The organism is Serratia sp. HNCC26DJ244 (genome assembly GCF_057180565.1).
In genome coordinates this window covers 116,343-137,375 of record NZ_JBXUGO010000007.1, presented here as the reverse complement: position 1 = coordinate 137,375, position 21,033 = coordinate 116,343, and the positions used below count along the sequence as shown (strand labels likewise).

Sequence of the window (21,033 nt, the reverse complement as noted above, 5' to 3'; positions counted from 1 at the left end):
TCTATTTTGCGCGACCCATGCCCAGATTTCGAGTGAGGTGAATGGCAACAAGCCCCCGAAGAGTGAGATAACCGATAAAATAAATCTATCCCATTCGATAATCACCAGAACAATCAATTGAGACATTATTTTGACTGATTTATGCCCTTGTTGCAGCGGGTTAACCTACCACACTTGCTGTCAACCCTTGATAACCGGTGAACAATTCGCACCATCACCGCTCAGATTGATGCGTTCCAGATACTCAGCTTATGTGTTACAAAATGTCGATTATCTCATTGCCACTTGGCACCCAGACTGCCGGGCCGAATCATGGCGTAGTGCTATTATCAGTAGTTTTGCCAACACCGAGTGGTTTGGGTTGACCATCGTGGAGGAAACCATCGGCAACAACGTTGATGAAGGCTTTGTTGAATTCATCGCCCGTTTTACTGAAAGTGGTCACTCGTCCAAGATGATGCATGAGCGTTCGCGCTTTCTTCGTCTTGAACACCGTTGGTACTATATCGACGGAACCAGGCCTCAGCTTGGTAGAAATTCAATTTGCCCCTGCGGTTCAGGCAAAAAGTATAAAAAGTGCTGTGGGCAGTGAGCCCGTAAGTCAAGTAACAGACAGGATCGACAAACCTATGCCACACCAAAACCTACAAAGAAAAATTTTACGTACCCTCTGCCCTGACGCAAAGGGGTTGATCGCCAAGATCACCAATATTTGTTACAAGCATGAACTTAACATCGTGCAAAATAACGAATTCGTTGATCATCTCACCGGTCGCTTCTTTATGCGTACTGAGCTTGAAGGGATCTTCAATAATGCGACCTTACTGGCTGATCTGGATGGTGCTTTGCCAGAAGGGTCTGTCCGTGAACTGCAAAGTGCCAGTCGCCGCCGTATTGTGGTCTTGGTCACCAAAGAGGCTCACTGCCTGGGCGACCTCCTGATGAAAAGCGCCTATGGTGGCTTAGATGTAGAGATTGCCGCCGTCATTGGTAACCATACGACCCTGCAACCCTTGGTTGAACGTTTTGACATCCCGTTTCACTTGGTTAGTCACGAAGGACTGACACGTGAGCAACACGATCAGAAAATGATTGCACAAATCGACCAATACCAGCCTGATTATGTGGTCTTGGCTAAGTATATGCGTGTGCTTACCCCTGCTTTTGTTCAGCATTACCCTAATCAGGTGATTAACATTCACCATTCATTTCTACCAGCCTTTATCGGTGCCCGACCTTACCATCAGGCTTATGAACGCGGAGTGAAGATCATTGGTGCCACCGCGCATTATGTTAACGATAGCCTGGATGAAGGCCCGATCATTATGCAAGATGTTATCCACGTCGATCACACCTATTCGGCAGAAGATATGATGCGTGCTGGGCGTGATGTTGAGAAGAACGTCCTTAGCCGTGCACTCTATCAGGTATTAGCACAACGGGTGTTTGTCTATGGCAACCGCACCGTGATCCTGTAATGTTTTTTTACATCAATCACTGAATGAAAAGTAAAACCAGTGGGCACTTTGAGTAAAACAGTGCCTTTTGTTTGCCACATCAACACAAGTTACCACCACACCACGGTGTGATTTGAAAAATCTGGTGACCTAAAAGCGCTACCAAGAATAAAAAAACGGCAAACAATTGGTTTTTTGCATTTCAATACTTTACACCGGCGCTTCATTTGATATGATGCGCCCCGCTTAACAGAAGTAAGGCCAGTGGTGGGGTTCCCGAGCGGCCAAAGGGAGCAGACTGTAAATCTGCCGTCACAGACTTCGAAGGTTCGAATCCTTCCCCCACCACCAACTCTGATTTTAAGTCAGGTTTTACCTCAAGTAGTGATTCTATAATGAACACGATTTGGGGAAAGAGGAGAAATTCTCACTTCTGCATAAGCAAAAATTTTCATTTATAGCAATAAATAATACCCTGGTGGGGTTCCCGAGCGGCCAAAGGGAGCAGACTGTAAATCTGCCGTCACAGACTTCGAAGGTTCGAATCCTTCCCCCACCACCAGCTACTCCCTCCGCATCAACACCTACCTAGAATAGCTATCCTAAAATAAGCACAATTTGGGGAAGGTGAGAACCTTCGACAAGGTTCGAGTCGAGCAGCGCGAGACAACGTGCGCAGCACGGCCCGAAGGGTGAGGAACGCAGTGACGAATCATCCTTCCCCCACCACCAGCTACTCCCTCCGCATCAACACCTACCCAGAATAACTATCCTAAAATAAGCACGATTTGGGGAAGGTGAGAACCTTCGACAAGGTTCGAGTCGAGCAGCGCGAGACAACGTGCGCAGCACGGCCCGAAGGGTGAGGAACGCAGTGACGAATCATCCTTCCCCCACCACCAACTCTTCCCTCTGCATCAATCATTAACTTGATACCATATTCCCCTCATGACTTGAACTCGGCTCGACAATTCGCTATACCACTGACTTCCAATAAATCGCAGTTCAGGAAGATCCATGCGTAACAATATTTGCGTCTTTTGCGGTGCCAGCGAAGGTAATCATCCCACCTATGTCGAGTATGCACAAAAACTGGGGCATGCCATTGCCACACAAGGGCGGCGTTTGATTTATGGCGGCGGTAAGAAAGGTTTAATGGGCGTGGTGGCCGATGCGGTCCTCAACGCGGGTGGTGAAGTTGTTGGCATTATTCCACAACGCCTAGTGGAAGCGGAAACCGCCCACCGGGGTTTGAGTGAACTGGAAATTGTGCCAGATATGCATAGCCGTAAGGCACGGATGGCCGAATTGGCCGATGGGTTTATCGCTCTACCTGGCGGTATTGGCACGCTAGAGGAGTTATTCGAAATCTGGACCTGGGGACAAATTGGCTACCATAGCAAACCGGTGGGTCTGCTGAATGTAAACAATTTTTATCATCCTTTAACCCAGTTCCTGCAACAGGTCGCCGACCAAGGTTTCATGAAACATGATTACCTTAGTACCTTGCATATCAGCGATTCACCGCAGGTATTGATGCAACAATTCGATGACTATCAACCCAATAATTATGACCGTTGGGCAAAATAGTGCTCTCCCTACCAGCGGTAAAACGCCGCTGGTCTGCGTTACATTTACCACGAAACTCTGTTACTATCTGAATACATTTTCTTGGGGAAACGGCATCACTCATGAAGTTTGTCTCTTTTAATATCAATGGTCTGCGGGCTCGCCCACATCAATTAGCTGCAATTATTGAACAGCATCAACCTGACGTTATCGGTCTGCAAGAAACCAAAGTTCATGACGATATGTTCCCACTGGAAGAGGTGAGCCAATATGGCTATCACGTCTTCTATCATGGGCAGAAAGGCCACTACGGTGTCGCATTGTTGACTAAAAATGAACCTCTCGCAGTCCGCCGAGGTTTTCCCACTGATGATGAAGATGCCCAACGGCGCATCATCATGGCTGATTTGTCCACGCCACAAGGTACCTTGACCGTGATTAATGGCTATTTCCCTCAAGGAGAAAGCCGCGACCACCCGATAAAATTCCCCGCCAAAACCCGTTTCTACCAGGATTTGCAGAATTATCTGCAACAACAACTTTCTGCAGAAGCGCCGGTATTGATTATGGGGGATCTGAATATCAGCCCAAGTGATCTTGATATCGGTATCGGTGAGGAAAACCGCAAACGTTGGCTGCGTACTGGTAAATGCTCTTTCTTACCGGAAGAACGTGAGTGGATGACCCGCTTGATGAATTGGGGGCTGGTAGATACCTATCGGCAGGCTAATCCAGATCGCAATGATGAGTTTTCATGGTTTGATTACCGTTCCCGTGGTTTTGATGAAAACCGAGGCCTACGCATCGATCTATTACTGGCCAGTACACCGTTGGCAGCGCGTTGTAAATCAACGGGGATTGATTATCAGATTAGAGGTATGGAAAAACCTTCAGACCATGCCCCGGTCTGGGCCGAATTCGCTTTATAAGCTCTCCCCCGGTAACGCTACCGGGGAACTATTCACGCTTTCCAGGTTGTACCCTACCCGCTCTTGAATTAGTCTGGATAACAAATTGTGTTACATGATTAGTTCGGCCTTGCTCCACAGGTAACGTATTTTCGATAAAATCCCGCAATTTTTGATGGTTGCCTCAATCGCAACAGCCCTACTGAATAAAAATTAGAAAGGTGTATACGTGCAGAAGTACTTTACTGAGGCGCGGAGTTTATTAGCCCTCGCTATCCCTGTCATCATCGCGCAAATATCTCAAACCGCAATGGGTGTAGTTGATACCATTATGGCAGGAGCTTACAGCGCAACAGATATGGCTGCTGTCGCCGTGGGCACCTCTATCTGGTTACCCGCGCTGCTGTTCGGCCACGGCTTGCTGCTTGCCCTACCCCCGGTGATCGCGCAACTCAATGGTGCTGGCCGGCGTGACCGCATCGCGCATCAAGTCCGTCAGGGTTTCTGGCTGGCTTCAGGCGTTTCAGTACTGATTATTGCCGTGGTTTCTAACAGTAATATTGTGATCAATATGATGCACAATATCGATCCGCAATTAGCTGATAAAGCGGTCGGTTACCTGCACGCCATCATGTGGGGGGCTCCAGGCTACCTGTTTTTTCAAGTACTCCGTAACCAATGTGAAGGCTTATCAAAAACCAAACCCGGTATGGTCATTGGCTTTATTGGCCTGTTGGTGAACATCCCCATCAACTATATCTTCATTTATGGCAAATTAGGCATGCCAGAACTGGGGGGCGTGGGTTGTGGTGTCGCCACAGCGAGTGTGTATTGGCTTATGTTCCTGATGATGCGTTGGTATACGAAGCGTGCTCCGGCCATGCGTGATATCAAACTGGCAGAAAAAGCGCGCAGCAGGCCAGATTGGCATACCTTAAAGCGTTTAATTGGTATTGGGCTACCCGTGGCGTTAGCACTGTTTTTTGAGGTTACCCTATTTGCGGTGGTGGCATTACTGGTTTCACCTCTGGGTATCGTCGCAGTAGCGGGGCATCAGATTGCATTGAACTTCAGCGCATTAATGTTCGTATTACCGCTATCTCTTGGTGTTGGTGCCACCATCCGTGTCGGATATCGGCTGGGGGAAGGTTCAGTTGAAGCAGCCCGCGTTGCCGCCTATGCCGCCATTGCCGTAGGCATAGCCATGGCCTGTGGCTCGGCATTATTTACTGCCCTACTCCGCGTTCCTATTGCCCTGCTCTATAACAATACCCCTGAGGTGGTCGCCATGGCATCACAACTGATGCTTCTGGCCGCCATTTATCAAATCTCTGACTCTATACAAGTGATTGGCAGCGGTATCCTGCGTGGTTATAAAGATACTCGCTCAATTTTCTACATCACGTTTATTGCCTATTGGATCCTTGGGTTACCCAGTGGCTATCTGCTTGCGCTAACGGATTATATTGTTCCAGCAATGGGGCCGCGCGGTTTCTGGATTGGTTTTATTATCGGGTTAACCTTTGCTGCCATCATGATGGTATTACGTATGCGCTGGTTGCAGCGGCAGACTCCTGCTTTAATTTTACAGCGCTCACGCCGTTAAAAATCTAGCCTGGTCTGCCATTGGTAGACCACTAAAAAATGACCCAACTCTGATAAAAAGGCAGCACACTGCACACAAGCTCAGCAATCAGGTGAAATATCACATAAAAATGTATTTTACCCCTTGCCAGCGGGCGGGTAGCTCGTTAATATTCGTTCCCGCTGTCAGCCATGACAGACAGGAGAAGATGCGTCCGTAGCTCAGTTGGTTAGAGCACCACCTTGACATGGTGGGGGTCGATGGTTCGAGTCCATTCGGACGCACCAATTCCTGCTGATTTTCTGTGCGTCCGTAGCTCAGTTGGTTAGAGCACCACCTTGACATGGTGGGGGTCGATGGTTCGAGTCCATTCGGACGCACCAATTCTTTTCAAAGCATTCGCCAGTCATTTCTGTGAGTTATCTCTTATCTACGCAATTTTCACCCCTTTCAGTTTCAGCTAACTCGTCTCAGCTATCGCCACAAAGAACTTTTGTCAGTTATGTGTAAAAAATCACCACCTGCAAATCTGGCCTGCTTTTATCGAAAAATAAAAATAATAAATAAAAACAACATATTGAGAGATGAAATGCTGTTTTTAAGCTCTTTAAACACGGCTCTACCACAATAACTTAGTCTGTTTTTGTTTTGTTTCCTGCCACAGAGCCTTTATAATGCACACCGTCTTTCAGTTGAATGGTTTCAGCCCTTGATCCGTCAAAATTTAATCACAAAAAAATCTCATCTTCTCTCTATGCGTAGCGCTCGCGCATCCGGGCATCGGTTAAATTATTTCGCTCCGTTTCAACTGTTGTCACCTATTCTTAACACTGTTTTTGTTTATACCGTTTTTCACTTCCAGGCAAAGTTAGAATTCCTGACTAATGGTCTCGCCGTTAGTCACAGTCATTTTATAATCCATCATAACTTGTAGAAAAAACCGTCATGAAAAAGACTAAAATTGTTTGTACTATCGGCCCAAAAACCGAATCTGAAGAAATGCTCACTAGCCTGCTCAATGCTGGCATGAACGTAATGCGCCTTAATTTTTCCCATGGTGATTACGAAGAGCACGGTAACCGCATCAAGAATTTGCGTGCCGTAATGGCTAAAACTGGCAAGACTGCCGGGATCTTGTTGGATACCAAAGGCCCTGAGATCCGTACCATGAAACTTGAAGGGGGTGTCGACGCGGCGCTGGTCGCTGGCCAAACCTTCACCTTCACCACCGACCAAAGTGTTATCGGCAACAAAGAACGTGTCGCCGTTACCTACCCTGGCTTTGCTGATGACCTGACTGTCGGCAATACTATCCTGGTTGATGATGGCCTCATCGGCTTGCAAGTCACTGCCATCAATGGCAAAGAAGTGGTTTGTAAAGTACTGAACAATGGCGATCTGGGTGAGAACAAAGGTGTTAACCTGCCAGGTGTTTCCATCCAACTGCCAGCATTGGCAGAAAAAGATAAACTTGACCTGATTTTCGGTTGTGAGCAAGGTGTAGACTTCGTGGCCGCCTCGTTCATCCGTAAACGTTCTGATGTATTGGAAATCCGTGAGCATCTGAAAGCCCATGGCGGTGAAAATATTCAGATCATTTCCAAGATTGAAAACCAGGAAGGTCTGAATAACTTCGACGAAATCCTCGAAGCTTCCGATGGCATCATGGTAGCCCGTGGTGACCTGGGGGTAGAGATCCCGGTTGAAGAGGTGATTTTTGCACAGAAAATGATGATTGATAAGTGCAACCGCGCACGTAAGGTCGTTATTACCGCCACCCAGATGCTGGATTCAATGATCAAGAATCCGCGCCCTACTCGTGCCGAAGCCGGTGACGTTGCCAACGCCATCCTGGATGGTACCGATGCGGTAATGCTGTCGGGTGAAAGTGCCAAAGGTAAATATCCTCTGGAAGCCGTGACCATCATGGCCACGATCTGTGAACGTACTGATCGCGTTATGCCAAGCCGTATTGATACTCTGCAGGATAACCGCAAGTTACGTATCACTGAAGCGGTTTGCCGTGGTGCCGTGGAAACGGCCGAAAAACTTGATGCACCGCTGATTGTCGTCGCCACTAGCGGCGGTAAATCTGCCAAGTCTGTGCGCAAGTACTTCCCTAATGCCATTATTCTGGCGTTGACCACCAATGATATCACTGCACGTCAGTTAATCCTGAGTAAAGGTATCGTTACCCAGATCGTCAAGGAAATTGCCTCTACAGATGACTTCTACCGCATCGGTAAAGAAGCCGCCTTGGCAAGCGGTCTGGCACAAAAAGGGGATGTTGTTGTCATGGTTTCCGGCGCGCTGGTACCAAGTGGCACCACCAATACCTCATCGGTTCACGTTCTGTAATCGTTAAAAGTAACAGAACAGTCCGCACGCAAAACGCCGCTCTCGCGGCGTTTTGCATTATTAGCAATGAAAAAATTACCCGCCCGGTTTTTGCTGTTCTCTCTGTCGGTTTTAAGTTGTTCTCCCTGTCATCGTGCTACCTAGTCGCACGCTAGAGGTACCAAGAACCCCATGAATCCGGTATAGTCAGCCGACGAATTTATGATGGATTGATTTATGAAGCAATTTCTTGATTTTCTACCACTGGTTGTCTTTTTCACTGTCTACAAACTCTATGATATCTATTACGCTTCCGGCGCGTTAATTGCTGCTACCGCCTTGGTTTTAATCTTTACCTGGCTGAAATACCGCAAGGTAGAGAAGATGACATTGATCACCTTCATCATGGTCGCCATTTTCGGCACCTTGACGCTGGTTTTCCATAATGATTTGTTTATCAAGTGGAAAGTCACCGTCATTTATGCCTTGTTCGCTCTCGCACTGCTGGTTAGCCAACTGATACTGAAAAAACCATTAATCCAACGCATGTTAGGTAAAGAGCTTACGTTGCCAGATCACGCATGGCGTGCACTCAATGTCGCCTGGGCTCTGTTCTTCCTTGCCTGCGGTCTGGCCAATATCTATGTGGCATTTTGGTTGCCACAGAGTGTATGGGTCAATTTCAAAGTATTTGGCCTGACGGCCCTGACACTGGTCTTCACGTTGCTAAGTGGCATCTATATCTTCCGGCATATGCCCGATGAACAAAAAAAGCAGTAATCGACTCTTTTAGTTGACCACACCCGGTGGCAACGGAACAGCGTGTATGGCCATAAAGGCCGCGGATAACACCAGCTGTTCTCAGCGCCAGGCAAACCACCGCTTGAACGATGCCGGGTTTATACCCACAACAGAGTAACTCTTTTAATAAAGCAGATGGTAATGACAGAACAACAACTTTTGCCCAGCGGAGAGCTGGTACTGAGAACGCTGGCAATGCCCGCAGATACTAACGCCAACGGTGATATATTCGGCGGTTGGTTGATGTCACAAATGGACATTGGGGGGGCCATTCTAGCCAAAGAGGTTGCCGAAGGCCGTGTCGTCACGGTTCGAGTGGATGGTATGTCCTTCCTCAAACCGGTTGCCGTCGGTGATGTTGTCTGTTGCTACGCTAAATGTATCCGTACTGGCCGCAGTTCCATTACCGTTAATATTGAGGTCTGGATTAAAAAGGTTTCTTCCGCCCCTGTTGGCCAGCGCTATCGGGCCACTGAAGCAGTCTTTACCTACGTTGCGGTGGATGATGCAGGCCGGCCTTGTGCCTTACCAGATAACAAGATTAACCTTGGCACCAGCGACACTGAGCCAGCCAGTTAAGTGAGTAAAGCACCAGAGCGCTCAATAATGAAAGCGCTCTGGCGCCCCCGCCGCCTTAATTTAATCTGTAGCCAAGAAAATATTGCGACACTGATTACTGCAGGTCTGTCGAACCATCAATTTTGAATAAAATGGTTTTTGTCAGGTTTTGTGCCGCTTTGGCTTCATAACGCCATTTAGCCATTGATTGCTTCACTTCACGCTCAAATTGATTGCGCGGTTCAGCTGACAGAATACGCACGTTGATCACCCGCCCATCGCCATCAATGTCATATTGCACTTTCACCTTACCTTCAATCTGTAGCGCTAAAGCGCGAGGCGGATAAATCGGCTTCGGCAAACTCAATGCTTTGGGTTCTGCCTCAGTAACATCATTGCCTGGCACTGGAGTTGGCTTCACCAGCGACGGAGCACTTAATGGAGCCGTTGCGGGGCTCTCAATCAGCGCTGGGGCCTCTGGCTCTGCCTTTTCCACTTCAGGCTTGATTGGCTTTTCAGTCTTTGGCTTGGGTTTGGATTTTTCCACTACTGGCTTAGGGGGAGCGATAGGTGACGGCTGCGGCTGCACCGGTTCCGGCGTTGCCAGTAATTCTGGCTCAGACGTTGCTTGGCTCGGTGCCTCAGACTCAACCGAAGCTGATGGCTGAGGTAACGCAGCCATATTCACCATCATGACATTAACCGGCGCCCCCTGCTGCTGCGGTAGTCTTATCACTTCCTTGGCTGACGCATAGAGCAAGGCTGCTACCAAGATCGTATGTAAGCCGACTGAAAGGGTAACAGGTAGAGAAAAACGGCGAGTAAGGAATATTTTCTTTAGCGGCATCATTATTGGGGTTCCTTTGATTTGCTTATTCTAAATGCAAATAGCGATCATATCCAAAAGGAACGACAACCCGGTTCACGACTGGCTCGCAGTTTTCACAAAAAAGAGTTATCACAAAAGAGTTATGACAGAAAAAAGCGATGAGCAACAAGAGCTATTCCTGCAAACAGTGATGTCAACGGCCACGGGATATTTTGCACAATTTGCCATTCCCTTGTTCCCCCTTTTGAGCTAGTTTGTTGTTACCTTGCTATGATGATAATTTTTAAAGGATAAATATGCTTTATCTAATCTATGCACAAGATGCGCCCGATACCTTACAACAACGCTTGGCTGCGCGTACCGCCCATCTGGCACGACTGCAAGCGTTACGTGATGAAGGCCGGTTATTGGTTGCAGGCCCCAACCCAGCGGTGGACAGTAATGACCCCGGTGATGCTGGTTTTACTGGCTCAACCGTCATTGCCGAGTTTTCTTCCCTTGACGCCGCTAAATCCTGGGCGGCACAAGACCCTTATGTTGATGCTGGCGTATACCGCGAAGTGACCGTAAAACCCTTCAAGCAGGTATTCTAATTCAGCCTGAGCAGGCAGTGGCTACGGTCACCTAAGATGCGATTTATAAGGCGTGGGCAGCACTTTCCCTCGCCTTGACTGACAATTGATTCTCTATACCTATTAAATTAATACCTTCTATCGTTTTTACCTTTTTCAGACTAGCCGCTAATCTTTATACATCGATATCTCTTGTCACCGCTCCGCCAGCTTGCCAGGCGACAGCTATAACTGAATAGTTGGAGAAACAGACTATGACTACGGCAAAAAAAGCAGTAAAAACGCATATTGGCCTGGATAGCAAACAGTCAGCCAAGCTCTCTAGCGCATTAAACAAGCTGTTAGCAAACTACCAAGTGTTGTATATGAATGTCCGGGGTTACCACTGGAATATTTCCGGCCCATACTTCTTTGAACTACATGTAAAATTTGAAGAAACCTATAATAATCTGCTGACCAAAGTCGATGAATTGGCAGAACGCATTCTCACGCTCGGTTCACAACCCTCGCATGCTTTCAGTGATTATCTGAAGACTGCAGATATCAAAGAAGACACCAACGTGACTGATGATAAAGGGACTTTGCGCGGTTTATTAGCAGGTTATGCCATTTTACTGCAGCAACAACGTGAACTGCTGGCATTAGCCGCTAAAGCCGATGACGAGGGTACTGCCTCTTTGATGAGTGACTACATTAAAGAGCAGGAAAAACAGGTCTGGATGCTTAACGCTTATCTTGCAAAATAAACCGCCCGAACCACTCAACAGTCCCAAATCGGTCTGTTGAGAGATTTACCACTCGTATGCCACCACAAACAGCAAAGCCCGACGATGTTGGTCGTCCAAACGACGACATACACGCATAATATGCCGATTACGGCAGGATTGCCGCTCAAGCCAACGTTGCTTACGGCGCTGGCTTTGGCGTAACATTCGCCAGCGCCCCACTTCGTTTCTACTACGTCTCATTCTTCGTTACTCATCCAATACCCAACATCAGTATTATATACCCAAGTTAATTCCATTAATGCTGAAAGTCTTATTAACCCGGCTTCTATGCAGCATCATCCTTCTTATTTTTTGAAAAAATCGGTTTTGTCAATTATTTTTATGTAACTTGATCACCGATAAAAGGTTTAACCTTTATTATTCTGTGCGTACACTGGTTATCAACACTTGGCGAATGGGATTTCCCCCTTTATGACAACCTTTTATACCTTACTCAGTTGGTTTCTGCTCTTCGGTTACTGGCTACTTATCGCCGGGGTAACATTGCGCATACTGATGAAACGACGCGCAGTACCCTCGGCGATGGCATGGTTACTGGTGATCTATATTCTGCCCTTATTGGGTGTTGTGGCTTATCTCTCTTTTGGCGAATTACACCTAGGCAAACGACGCGCCGAACGGGCCAAATCCATGTGGCCCTCTACCTCACTCTGGCTGGATAAACTAAAAGAAAATCGCAAAATTTTTGCCACCGAATACAGTGAAGTAGCACGACCCTTGTTCCAGCTTTGTTACCATCGCCATGGTATCAATGGCGTCAAAGGTAATCAGTTACAGCTACTGACCACGACCGAGGATACATTAAGCACTTTAATCCGTGATATTTCACTGGCACGGCATAATATTGAGATGGTGTTTTACATCTGGCAACCCGGGGGTCAAGCAGACCAAGTAGCTGAAGCCCTGATGGCTGCGGCACGCCGGGGTGTACACTGCCGCTTAATGCTTGATTCCGCCGGAAGTGTGCAATTTTTCCGCAGCCCCTACCCAGCAATGATGCGTAACGCTGGCGTTGAAGTGGTTGAAGCACTTAAGGTTAGTCTATTTCGCGTATTCTTACGTCGTATGGACTTGCGACAACACCGCAAAGTAATACTGATCGACAATTATGTCGCCTATACCGGCAGCATGAATATGGTCGACCCGCGTTTCTTTAAACAAGATGCCGGAGTTGGGCAATGGATTGATGTCATGGCTCGTATGGAAGGCCCAGTAGCCACCACCATGGGAATTGTGTATGCCTTTGACTGGGAAATGGAAACCGGCAAGCGAATTTTACCGCCGCCGTCGCCAGATAGCCATATTATGCCTTTTGAGCGGGAAAGTGGTCACACGATACAGGTAATCGCGTCTGGCCCGGGATTCCCAGAGGACATGATCCACCAAGCGCTGTTAACTGCTGTCTATTCTGCACGTGAACAACTGGTGATGACTACCCCCTATTTCGTACCCAGTGATGACCTGCTCCATGCCATCTGTACCGCTGCCCTGCGCGGTGTTGATGTTAGCATTGTCGTCCCCCTTCATAACGACTCGATGATGGTGCGTTGGGCTAGCCGCTCATTCTTTTCAGAACTATTGGCCGCAGGCGTAAAAATTTATCAATTTAAAGGTGGGTTGCTACATACCAAAAGCGTCTTGGTTGATGGTCAATTAAGTCTGGTCGGTACTGTCAATCTTGATATGCGTAGCCTATGGCTCAACTTCGAAATTACCTTGGCCATTGATGATGACGGCTTCGGTAATGATCTGGCCTGCGTGCAGGATGACTATATTGCCCGCTCAACACGACTGGATGCGGACCAGTGGCTACATCGCCCTTTCTGGTATCGCATTGCCGAGCGACTTTTTTATTTTTTCAGCCCGTTTCTGTAAAAATAACGGGTATGGCTTATTCCGCAGTTTATTCATGTTATGCCATGCGTCTCGTCATTTGGAACGCATTGGTCATAACGCCATGTAATTTAAAGTATAATTTAAACTTTTTAGTGAGCAGGACATTGTTATGGACTTAGATAATCGCCTTAGTGAAGATGAAACACTTGAGCAGGCTTATGATATTTTCTTGGAACTGGCAGGCGATAATTTAGATCCGGCAGATATTCTGCTGTTTAACTTGCAGTTTGAGGAACGTGGTGGTGCGGAGCTCTATGATCCAGCAGAAGACTGGCAACAACATGTCGATTACGATCTTAGCCCAGACTTTTTTGCCGAGGTCGTCATCGGCCTGGCAGATAATGAAGGTGACCCGATTAATGATGTGTTCGCCCGTATTCTTATCTGCCGCGAAAAAGACCACAAATTGTGTCATATCTTGTGGAAAGAGTGATTTCGTGACAGGGTAATAACACCTGCCATTTGGCAGGTGTTGCCTAAGACGTAAGTCAACTCAGGTAGATATCAGAGCGGGTCAACCTTCAAGCAGGATACCGCATGTCGGAAACTGCCTTCTAATAATGGCCGCGTTTTAGCACATTCTGGCCCGGCAATTGGGCAACGGGTGCGGAACACACAACCCGATGGCGGGTTAATCGGCGATGGTAATTCCCCTTCCAACAATTGAATCTGCTTCTTCTTCTCCTTGTCGGGATCAGGGAGCGGCACCGCTGACATCAGTGCTTTGGTGTATGGGTGCTGCGGATTATGGTAAACCTCACTATAGGTACCCAACTCCACAGCGTGACCCAGATACATCACCAGCACTCGATCAGAAATATGCTTCACCACCGCCAGATCATGGGCGATGAAAATCAGCGATAACCCCATTTCCCGCTGCAACTGTTGTAACAGATTAACCACTTGAGCCTGGATCGAGACATCCAATGCGGAAACCGGTTCATCACAAATCACCAGTTTAGGTTCCAGAATCAATGCTCTGGCAATACCAATGCGCTGACATTGACCTCCAGAAAACTCATGCGGATAGCGGTTGATTAAGTTGGGCAATAACCCCACCTTTAGCATCATCGCTTGTACTTTATCCTTCACCTCTTGGCGTGACATCTTTGGATGGTAAGTTCGCAGAGGTTCAGCAATGATCTCCCCAATCGTCATGCGTGGATTGAGCGAAGCCAGCGGATCCTGGAAAATCATCTGAATATCACTGCGCGTTTTATGCCACTGCGCATCGCTCATACCCAGCAGATTCTGCCCTAACCAGGCTACACGTCCACTGGTGGCTTTCACCAAACCAATCAGCGCTCGCGCGAAGGTAGATTTACCGCAACCAGACTCACCCACCACCCCCAAGGTTTCCCCTTCAAACAGGCGCAAAGTGACGCCATCAACCGCTTTCAGAGTTTTAGGCGCTTGCCAGAACCATTGCTTGTCATTATGAATATCGAAGTACACTTTTAGATCTGCCACTTCAAGCAGCACTTTTTTCTCTGCGTCCATCATACCAATGCCTCCACAGGCCTGAAGCAAGCACGTAGCCGCCCTTCACCAAACGGCGCCAGTGACGGTGCATTGGCACATTCATCCATCGCATAGGGGCAACGAGGTTGGAATGGGCAGCCTGGTGGCAAGCGTAACAAGTTTGGCGGGTTCCCGGGAATAGTCATCAATGATTCCCCCTCCGCATCGAGACGTGGCACCGCATTTAACAGACCGATAGAGTAAGGGTGACTCGGACGATAGAATACATCGCGCGCACTACCATACTCCATGGTGCGCCCGGCATACATCACCAGCACTTTGTCGCAGATACCGGCAACCACCCCCAAGTCATGGGTGATCATAATAATTGCCGTATTGAATTCACGTTTCAGCTCATTCAACAGTGTCATGATTTGCGCCTGTACGGTTACATCCAGTGCGGTGGTGGGTTCATCAGCAATCAGCAATTTCGGCTGGCATAACAATGCCATGGCGATCATCACGCGTTGGCGCATTCCACCAGAAAATTCGTGAGGATACATGCGCATACGCTTACGTGCTTCAGGCATTTTTACCGCATCAAGCATCCGTACCGACTCTTCAAATGCCTCACTCTTACTTATTTTTTTATGCAGTATCAGCACTTCCATCAATTGTTCGCCAACACGCATATAAGGGTTCAAAGAGGTCATCGGGTCTTGAAAAATCATCGAGATCTCTTCTGCCCGCAGCTTGTTTAGCTGATTTTCTGGCAGATTAAGAATTTCACGGCCATTAAATTTTGCCGACCCACTGATGTGACCATTGCTGGCCAGCAGCCCCATCAGCGCAAATGCCGTTTGCGATTTACCTGAACCGGACTCCCCAACAATCCCCAGGGTTTCACCTGCACGCAGATCAAAATTGAGGTCATTAACCGCGGTGACATCCCCATCTGGCGTATCAAAGGCGACACGCAGATCGTTAACATCCAGCAACAGTGGCAATTCGGTTTGAATATTTTCAGTCATGCTCATGGTTGCATTCCTTAACGATCTTTCGGATCGAGGGCATCACGCAAACCATCGCCGATAAAGTTGAAACAAAATAGCGTAATCACCAGGAAACCCGCTGGAAACAGCAGCAACCACGGTGAAACCTCCATCGAGTTAGCACCATCGCTCAACAGTGCGCCCCAACTACTCAGTGGCTCTTGTGTCCCCAACCCGAGAAAACTAAGGAACGATTCAAACAAAATCATGCTCGGCACCAGGAGAGAGGCATAAACCACCACCACCCCCAAAACATTGGGGACGATATGGCGCAAGACAATATTGCGGGTTGAGACACCGCCCACCAAGGCAGCCTCGATAAATTCTTTACGCTTGAGGCTCAGTGTCTGCCCGCGCACAATACGCGCCATATCCAGCCACGACACCATCCCGATGGCGACAAAAATCAATAGGATGTTTTGCCCAAAGAAAGTCACCAGCAAGATGACAAAGAACATAAATGGGAAAGAGTTGAGGATCTCCAATAAACGCATCATTACCGAGTCCGTTTTGCCCCCCACATAACCCGATAACGAACCGTACAGCGTCCCTACCACCACCGCCACCAACGCGGCGGCAACCCCCACCATCAGTGAAATACGTCCACCAATCGCTACACGTACCAACAAATCACGACCCGAAGAGTCAGTACCAAAATAGTGCCCAGATTCAAAGCTAGGTGCCGCAGACATCATGGCCCAGTCAGTGTCATCATAAGCGAATGGTGACAACCAAGGTGCGCAAACCACAAACAGGGTAATCAGCATTAAAATAAATAGGCTACTCACCGCGGCACGGTTATGCATAAAACGACGGCGCGCATCCTGCCATAGGCTACGCCCTTCAACATCAAGCTGTTCGCTGAAGTTTTCCAGAGCTTTGCGCTTAGTTTTCATCCACATCTTGCGTGCTCCAGTTTAATAACGGATTTTTGGATCGATCACCGCATACAACACGTCAACGATCGCATTAAAGAGAATGGTCAGGGCACCGACCAGAATAGTCAGGCTCAATACCAATGAGTAGTCCCGGTTCAACGCCCCGTTAACGAACAATTGCCCTATCCCCGGTAATCCGAAGATGGTTTCAATCACCATTGAGCCGGTGATAATCCCGACAAAGGCCGGCCCCATATAAGAGAGCACTGGTAACAATGCCGGCTTCAACGCATGGCGGAAAATAATATGCCGCATTGGTAAACCTTTGGCTCGTGCGGTGCGGATAAAGTTGGAATGCAACACCTCGATCATTGAGCCGCGCGTAATACGGGCAATACTGGCAATATAAGCCAGAGAAAGCGCCACCATCGGCAGAATCATAAATTTCAGCGCGCCACCATTCCAGCCACCGCCAGGTAACCATTTCAAAACAATAGCGAAAACCAGCACCAACAAGGGGGCAACCACAAAACTGGGTATCACTACCCCGGTCATGGCAAACCCCATCACGGTATAATCCCACTTGGTATTCTGATTTAACGCGGCAATCACACCGGCACTAACCCCCAATAACACCGCCAGCACAAAAGCCGCCGCCCCCAACTTGGCGGAAACCGGGAATGAAGCAGCCACCAACTCATTGACTGAATAGTCTTTATACTTAAACGAAGGACCAAAATCGCCTTTCGATAATTGCAACAAATAATGTCCGTACTGCTTCCAAATCGGATCATTAAGATGGTATTTGGCTTCAATGTTCGCCATAACTTCAGGGGGCAATGCTCGTTCACCGGTAAACGGGCTACCCGGCGCAAGACGCATCATAAAAAAAGAGATGGTAATAAGTATAAATAGTGTCGGGATCGCCTCTAATAAGCGGCGTAAGATAAATTTAAGCATGCCCCTAACCCTGTGCTATAGCCCGCCGCCAGACAAGTTGTTGCGGTGTTGACCACAACATGAATAAGCGGGCTATCTTGATTAACTGTGCGGGCGACCACTGCCGCCCGCCATTTGCGTATCAATGCTTGATAATGTACAGATCTTTTTGATAGACATTATCAAGAGGGTCTTTACCGGTGTAACCGCCAACATAGGGTTTCACCAAGCGGGCATTAACATAGTAAAAAACCGGCACAATGGCAGAGTCTTTGTCCAATTGCACTTCAGCCTGTTGATAGATGCCAGCACGCTGCTCTTTGCTCTTGGTGGTAATGGCCTCAGCCATCAGCTTATCGAAGGCCGGGCTTTTATAGTGCGGGGTATTACTGCTGCTGTCAGACAACATCATGTTCAGGAAGGAACTTGCCTCGTTGTAATCAGCACACCAACCAGCCCGCGAAACATCATAAGTTCCCTGATGGCGGGTATCCAGGAAGGTTTTCCACTCCTGATTCTCCAATTTCACCTCCACCCCTAGGTTCTTCTTCCAAATTGAGGCAGCGGCAATGGCCAGTTTTTTGTGCAGATCGGAGGTGTTATACAGCAGAGAGAAACTCAGGGGTTTATCTGGGCCATAGCCTGCTTCAGCTAACAGTTTTTTAGCTTCTTCATTACGTTTTTCCTGCGTCCAGCCGAACCACTCTGGTGGGGTTAATTTTGCCCCATCGATATAAGGTGGTGTAAAACCGTAAGCGGGCAGATCGCCCTGATTCTTCACTTTATTAACGATAATATCGCGGTCCATCGCTAACTTGAGCGCTTCACGCACCCGAGCATCGGTAAACGGTGCTTTCTGGTTATTGATTTCATAGTAATAAGTACACAGATAAGGATCGACGTGCACTTCCTGCGGGATCTCTTTCTTCAACTTTTGGAACAGTTCGATCGGCAAATGGTTATAGGTCATATCAATCTCGCCGGTTCGATAGCGGTTGACATCAGTAACCTCAGAAGCAATCGGCAGGAAAGTGACTTTATTGATGATGGTTTTCGCGTTATCCCAGTACTCAGGGTTGCGTTCCAAAACAATACGTTCGTTAACCACCCAATCTTTCAGTTTATAGGCACCATTGCTGACATAGTTTTGTGGCAGGGTCCACTTATCGCCAAACTTTTCCACTGCCTCTTTATTCACCGGTTTCATAGCGTAGTGCACTGACATCTCAGCCAAGTAGGGCACGGGCTCAGTCAATGTCACCTGGAAGGTATGATCGTCAATGGCTTTGACACCTAATGTTGACTTGTCTTTTTTACCAGCAATGATCTCATCAACATTTTCTACGTGGGCATATTGCAGATAACTGGCATAAGGGGAAGCGGTTTTCGGGTCAACGATGCGTTGCCAACTATAGACGAAATCCTGAGCGGTTACCGGCTGACCATTAGACCATTTGGCATCTTTACGCAGGTGGAAAGTCCATACTTTAAAATCTTTGTTATCCCAGCTTTCTGCCACCCCAGGGGTTACTGAACCATCTGGGTTGTTGCTGGCCAACCCTTCCAACAAGTCATTAGTGACATTTTTTTCAGGTACGCCTTCAATCTTATGCGGATCAAGGGATTGCACTTCAGATCCGTTGTTCCTCACGATCTCCTGCTTATCAGCCAGTTGTACCCCTGCAGGCACATTCGCCGCCCATGCCATTCCGCTAGTACTGATACCTAACGCGGCAATAATACCCGCTGCCAGCAGTGATTTTTTCGTGATATTGCTCATTGCATACTCTCCTGTTTATTTATCGCCAAACTATCATCAGTTTGGGGTCACCCGTGAACCGGGGCGTAGTAAAATAAAATGATGTCGCCTGGCTTGGTATTCCCGCCGGTTACCCGCCCAGTGGCCATTGATTCATCTAGCTTAGCTAGCAAGGCCAACGCTGTAGATAGCCCAAACGACGCCGTTTGGCCCTCAACGCGAATGAACGTGAGTCGCGGTTTTCGTCAGGATAATTGCTCGAAAGCTAACAGACAGATAAAGCCAGCGCCAAAATATTTTACAGAAATGTTAAATAGCTCTCTTTATTAGCCGCCCTTGCTGACTCGATCAGCAGTCTAATTCTTATGCTTATTTTAAAGATTAATTAACATTGTGATTAGCACGGTCAACTATCAATCTCCTTTCGTCAGGCCATGCCAAGATAACAAATAAATTGCAAAATATTTTCAATTAATCAACAAGTAACAAATGATCACTTGATCTAAGATAATTAATCACTAATAACATCTGAATGAAACCGAGACAACCCCTGCAGAATTGTATGGATAAATTAGCAACAGCGTTGACATTGTGGTGGTGAAAATAACCAGATAGGTCGGCAGACAAGAATTGAACAAACAAACAGCATAGCAATGATAAATTGGAAAAATAGCGAAACCAGTCAAATAAAAACACTGGCCTTCACAAGAGGATAGAATAAGAACCCGCTCTATCCCCTCTCCTCCTCCACGGCGAAATCCGCGCAATCTGAATAAAAATAAATCTACTTTCTAAGATTTATAGTAACCCTGGGAACAGAGTTCTCATGCCGGTCACAATAAATTCAATACCCAGAGCCATCAATAATAACCCCATGATACGTGTCACCACGTTAATCCCGGTTTGCCCCAACAAACGTACCAACAGGGGGGCTGCGCGAAACAACAGCCAACAGCAAAAAGCAAACAAGGCAACCGCCAGCGAAAAACCTAACAGATTCTGCCAACTGTGATAACGAGAACTCCAGACGATTGTGGAACTGATCGCCCCTGGCCCGGCCATCAAAGGTAATGCTAAAGGCACCACACCGACATTTTCGCGGATGGAACTCTCTGATTTTTCCTGTTTATTCTGTTTGTCTTCCCCCAGCTTACCGCTGATCATCGACATGGCAATGGTCACCACCAGGATCCCACCAGCAATACGGAATGAATCAATAGAGATGCCGAAAGCACGTAAGATGGCTTCACCTAAAAACAGTGAAGTCCACAAGATGATCGCCACCGACAGGTTAGCGGTCAGGTTGGTCTTATTGCGCCCCGCCTCCGCCTGATAGCTGGTCATACTGATAAATACCGGCAAGATACCAACTGGGTTTACCAGCGCAAACAGACCAACAAAAAACTTGATGTAGACGGATAAATCGAACAGAGATTGGCCCACAAAAAACTCCGCATTGCTAGCTATAAAGAGAGACACTCTAATGAGCGCTAATGTAATAGAATTGAGTTAGGTAATCCATCCACTCACGTAGCATTTTTCACTATATCGAGCGACTTTTCCTCTGCCATTAGAAATCAATGCCAGTGACAAGCGCTTAATTAGCGAAATGTCGGTGAGCTAGAATGTTGCATATGATAATGC

Annotated in this window: 20 protein-coding genes, 4 tRNA genes and 2 other RNA genes; 18 read left to right on the top strand and 8 right to left on the bottom strand. The window is 47.6% G+C overall.

Features of this window, described 5'->3' with window-relative positions; all coding sequences use genetic code 11:
- Positions 1 to 130 precede the first annotated feature (130 nt).
- From AC2A06_RS08340 to yciA, 14 genes are all read left to right on the top strand, one after another.
- Positions 131 to 592 (top strand): YchJ family protein, encoded by a 462-nt coding sequence (locus tag AC2A06_RS08340; RefSeq protein ID WP_484379972.1) that lies wholly within the window; start codon positions 131 to 133, stop codon positions 590 to 592.
- A 37-nt stretch (positions 593 to 629) separates the two neighbouring features.
- Complete coding sequence (gene purU / locus AC2A06_RS08335) at positions 630 to 1,478, top strand: formyltetrahydrofolate deformylase (RefSeq protein ID WP_023491636.1); 849 nt, start codon at positions 630 to 632, stop codon at positions 1,476 to 1,478.
- 245 nt (positions 1,479 to 1,723) lie between these two features.
- A tRNA-Tyr gene (locus AC2A06_RS08330) sits at positions 1,724 to 1,808 on the top strand.
- A 126-nt stretch (positions 1,809 to 1,934) separates the two neighbouring features.
- Positions 1,935 to 2,019, top strand: a tRNA-Tyr gene (locus AC2A06_RS08325).
- 45 nt (positions 2,020 to 2,064) lie between these two features.
- A non-coding RNA gene (locus tag AC2A06_RS08320) (RtT sRNA) lies at positions 2,065 to 2,189 on the top strand.
- Positions 2,190 to 2,234: 45 nt separating this feature from the next.
- A non-coding RNA gene (locus tag AC2A06_RS08315) (RtT sRNA) lies at positions 2,235 to 2,359 on the top strand.
- A 115-nt stretch (positions 2,360 to 2,474) separates the two neighbouring features.
- Entirely contained in the window at positions 2,475 to 3,047 is a 573-nt protein-coding gene (locus AC2A06_RS08310; protein WP_023491634.1) for a TIGR00730 family Rossman fold protein, read from the top strand.
- A gap of 101 nt (positions 3,048 to 3,148) precedes the next feature.
- Complete coding sequence (xthA, locus tag AC2A06_RS08305; protein WP_484379971.1) at positions 3,149 to 3,955, top strand: exodeoxyribonuclease III; 807 nt, start codon at positions 3,149 to 3,151, stop codon at positions 3,953 to 3,955.
- Positions 3,956 to 4,163: 208 nt separating this feature from the next.
- The gene (locus AC2A06_RS08300) at positions 4,164 to 5,540 is read left to right on the top strand and encodes an MATE family efflux transporter (RefSeq protein WP_484379970.1); all 1,377 of its coding nucleotides are present in this window, start codon (positions 4,164 to 4,166) and stop codon (positions 5,538 to 5,540) included.
- A gap of 189 nt (positions 5,541 to 5,729) precedes the next feature.
- A tRNA-Val gene (locus tag AC2A06_RS08295) sits at positions 5,730 to 5,806 on the top strand.
- A gap of 19 nt (positions 5,807 to 5,825) precedes the next feature.
- A tRNA-Val gene (locus AC2A06_RS08290) sits at positions 5,826 to 5,902 on the top strand.
- Between the two features lie 562 nt (positions 5,903 to 6,464).
- Positions 6,465 to 7,877 carry a pyruvate kinase PykF gene (gene pykF, locus AC2A06_RS08285; protein ID WP_023491631.1) on the top strand — a complete coding sequence of 471 codons (1,413 nt, stop codon included), beginning with the start codon at positions 6,465 to 6,467 and terminating at the stop codon, positions 7,875 to 7,877.
- A gap of 216 nt (positions 7,878 to 8,093) precedes the next feature.
- Positions 8,094 to 8,636: a septation protein A gene (locus AC2A06_RS08280; RefSeq protein WP_023491630.1), complete on the top strand. Its 543-nt coding sequence runs from the start codon at positions 8,094 to 8,096 to the stop codon at positions 8,634 to 8,636.
- A gap of 162 nt (positions 8,637 to 8,798) precedes the next feature.
- Positions 8,799 to 9,236, top strand: coding sequence for an acyl-CoA thioester hydrolase YciA (gene yciA / locus AC2A06_RS08275; RefSeq protein ID WP_473197677.1), 438 nt, complete (start codon positions 8,799 to 8,801; stop codon positions 9,234 to 9,236).
- Between the two features lie 94 nt (positions 9,237 to 9,330).
- Here the strand turns inward: yciA and AC2A06_RS08270 are convergent, their stop codons facing one another.
- Positions 9,331 to 10,062: an energy transducer TonB gene (locus tag AC2A06_RS08270; RefSeq protein WP_484379998.1), complete on the bottom strand. Its 732-nt coding sequence runs from the start codon at positions 10,060 to 10,062 to the stop codon at positions 9,331 to 9,333.
- A 278-nt stretch (positions 10,063 to 10,340) separates the two neighbouring features.
- Between AC2A06_RS08270 and AC2A06_RS08265 the strand changes: the two genes are divergently transcribed.
- Together AC2A06_RS08265 and AC2A06_RS08260 are read left to right on the top strand one after the other, a co-directional pair.
- Positions 10,341 to 10,637, top strand: coding sequence for a YciI family protein (locus tag AC2A06_RS08265; RefSeq protein ID WP_473197676.1), 297 nt, complete (start codon positions 10,341 to 10,343; stop codon positions 10,635 to 10,637).
- Positions 10,638 to 10,870: 233 nt separating this feature from the next.
- A complete protein-coding gene (locus tag AC2A06_RS08260) occupies positions 10,871 to 11,362 on the top strand; it encodes a Dps family protein (protein ID WP_473197675.1) in 492 nt (163 codons plus the stop codon).
- A 45-nt stretch (positions 11,363 to 11,407) separates the two neighbouring features.
- On the opposite strand, the gene AC2A06_RS08255 is transcribed toward AC2A06_RS08260, so the two are convergent.
- Positions 11,408 to 11,584 carry a YciY family protein gene (locus AC2A06_RS08255; protein WP_023491625.1) on the bottom strand — a complete coding sequence of 59 codons (177 nt, stop codon included), beginning with the start codon at positions 11,582 to 11,584 and terminating at the stop codon, positions 11,408 to 11,410.
- 231 nt (positions 11,585 to 11,815) lie between these two features.
- Here AC2A06_RS08255 and cls point away from each other — a divergent pair, with 231 nt between their 5' ends.
- Positions 11,816 to 13,279, top strand: a complete 1,464-nt coding sequence (cls, locus tag AC2A06_RS08250; protein ID WP_484379969.1) for a cardiolipin synthase — start codon at positions 11,816 to 11,818, stop codon at positions 13,277 to 13,279.
- A 124-nt stretch (positions 13,280 to 13,403) separates the two neighbouring features.
- Positions 13,404 to 13,733, top strand: a complete 330-nt coding sequence (locus AC2A06_RS08245; protein ID WP_473198005.1) for an HI1450 family dsDNA-mimic protein — start codon at positions 13,404 to 13,406, stop codon at positions 13,731 to 13,733.
- A gap of 71 nt (positions 13,734 to 13,804) precedes the next feature.
- On the opposite strand, the gene oppF is transcribed toward AC2A06_RS08245, so the two are convergent.
- From oppF to AC2A06_RS08215, 6 genes are all read right to left on the bottom strand, one after another.
- Entirely contained in the window at positions 13,805 to 14,803 is a 999-nt protein-coding gene (gene oppF / locus AC2A06_RS08240) for a murein tripeptide/oligopeptide ABC transporter ATP binding protein OppF (RefSeq protein ID WP_484379968.1), read from the bottom strand.
- On the bottom strand, positions 14,800 to 15,798 hold the full coding sequence (gene oppD, locus AC2A06_RS08235) for an oligopeptide ABC transporter ATP-binding protein OppD (RefSeq protein WP_484379967.1): 999 nt from the start codon (positions 15,796 to 15,798) through the stop codon (positions 14,800 to 14,802). The genes oppF and oppD overlap by 4 nt, the downstream gene beginning before the upstream one ends.
- 11 nt (positions 15,799 to 15,809) lie before the next feature.
- Entirely contained in the window at positions 15,810 to 16,715 is a 906-nt protein-coding gene (gene oppC, locus AC2A06_RS08230) for an oligopeptide ABC transporter permease OppC (protein ID WP_023491620.1), read from the bottom strand.
- A gap of 15 nt (positions 16,716 to 16,730) precedes the next feature.
- The gene (gene oppB, locus AC2A06_RS08225) at positions 16,731 to 17,651 is read right to left on the bottom strand and encodes an oligopeptide ABC transporter permease OppB (RefSeq protein WP_484379966.1); all 921 of its coding nucleotides are present in this window, start codon (positions 17,649 to 17,651) and stop codon (positions 16,731 to 16,733) included.
- A 121-nt stretch (positions 17,652 to 17,772) separates the two neighbouring features.
- The gene (gene oppA / locus AC2A06_RS08220; protein WP_484379965.1) at positions 17,773 to 19,410 is read right to left on the bottom strand and encodes an oligopeptide ABC transporter substrate-binding protein OppA; all 1,638 of its coding nucleotides are present in this window, start codon (positions 19,408 to 19,410) and stop codon (positions 17,773 to 17,775) included.
- 777 nt (positions 19,411 to 20,187) lie between these two features.
- Positions 20,188 to 20,832, bottom strand: coding sequence for a YchE family NAAT transporter (locus AC2A06_RS08215; protein WP_473197670.1), 645 nt, complete (start codon positions 20,830 to 20,832; stop codon positions 20,188 to 20,190).
- Positions 20,833 to 21,033 lie beyond the last annotated feature (201 nt).

What these genes read in the sequence shown, in the direction of transcription:
- purU (WP_023491636.1), top strand. Translation starts at nt 630, where the DNA reads ATGCCACACCAAAACCTACAAAGAAAAATTTTACGTACCCTCTGCCCT.
- AC2A06_RS08310 (WP_023491634.1), top strand. Translation starts at nt 2,475, where the DNA reads ATGCGTAACAATATTTGCGTCTTTTGCGGTGCCAGCGAAGGTAATCAT.
- xthA (WP_484379971.1), top strand. Translation starts at nt 3,149, where the DNA reads ATGAAGTTTGTCTCTTTTAATATCAATGGTCTGCGGGCTCGCCCACAT.
- pykF (WP_023491631.1), top strand. Translation starts at nt 6,465, where the DNA reads ATGAAAAAGACTAAAATTGTTTGTACTATCGGCCCAAAAACCGAATCT.
- AC2A06_RS08280 (WP_023491630.1), top strand. Translation starts at nt 8,094, where the DNA reads ATGAAGCAATTTCTTGATTTTCTACCACTGGTTGTCTTTTTCACTGTC.
- yciA (WP_473197677.1), top strand. Translation starts at nt 8,799, where the DNA reads ATGACAGAACAACAACTTTTGCCCAGCGGAGAGCTGGTACTGAGAACG.
- AC2A06_RS08270 (WP_484379998.1), bottom strand. Translation starts at nt 10,062, where the DNA reads ATGCCGCTAAAGAAAATATTCCTTACTCGCCGTTTTTCTCTACCTGTT.
- AC2A06_RS08265 (WP_473197676.1), top strand. Translation starts at nt 10,341, where the DNA reads ATGCTTTATCTAATCTATGCACAAGATGCGCCCGATACCTTACAACAA.
- AC2A06_RS08260 (WP_473197675.1), top strand. Translation starts at nt 10,871, where the DNA reads ATGACTACGGCAAAAAAAGCAGTAAAAACGCATATTGGCCTGGATAGC.
- AC2A06_RS08255 (WP_023491625.1), bottom strand. Translation starts at nt 11,584, where the DNA reads ATGAGACGTAGTAGAAACGAAGTGGGGCGCTGGCGAATGTTACGCCAA.
- cls (WP_484379969.1), top strand. Translation starts at nt 11,816, where the DNA reads ATGACAACCTTTTATACCTTACTCAGTTGGTTTCTGCTCTTCGGTTAC.
- oppF (WP_484379968.1), bottom strand. Translation starts at nt 14,803, where the DNA reads ATGATGGACGCAGAGAAAAAAGTGCTGCTTGAAGTGGCAGATCTAAAA.
- oppD (WP_484379967.1), bottom strand. Translation starts at nt 15,798, where the DNA reads ATGAGCATGACTGAAAATATTCAAACCGAATTGCCACTGTTGCTGGAT.
- oppC (WP_023491620.1), bottom strand. Translation starts at nt 16,715, where the DNA reads ATGTGGATGAAAACTAAGCGCAAAGCTCTGGAAAACTTCAGCGAACAG.
- oppB (WP_484379966.1), bottom strand. Translation starts at nt 17,651, where the DNA reads ATGCTTAAATTTATCTTACGCCGCTTATTAGAGGCGATCCCGACACTA.
- oppA (WP_484379965.1), bottom strand. Translation starts at nt 19,410, where the DNA reads ATGAGCAATATCACGAAAAAATCACTGCTGGCAGCGGGTATTATTGCC.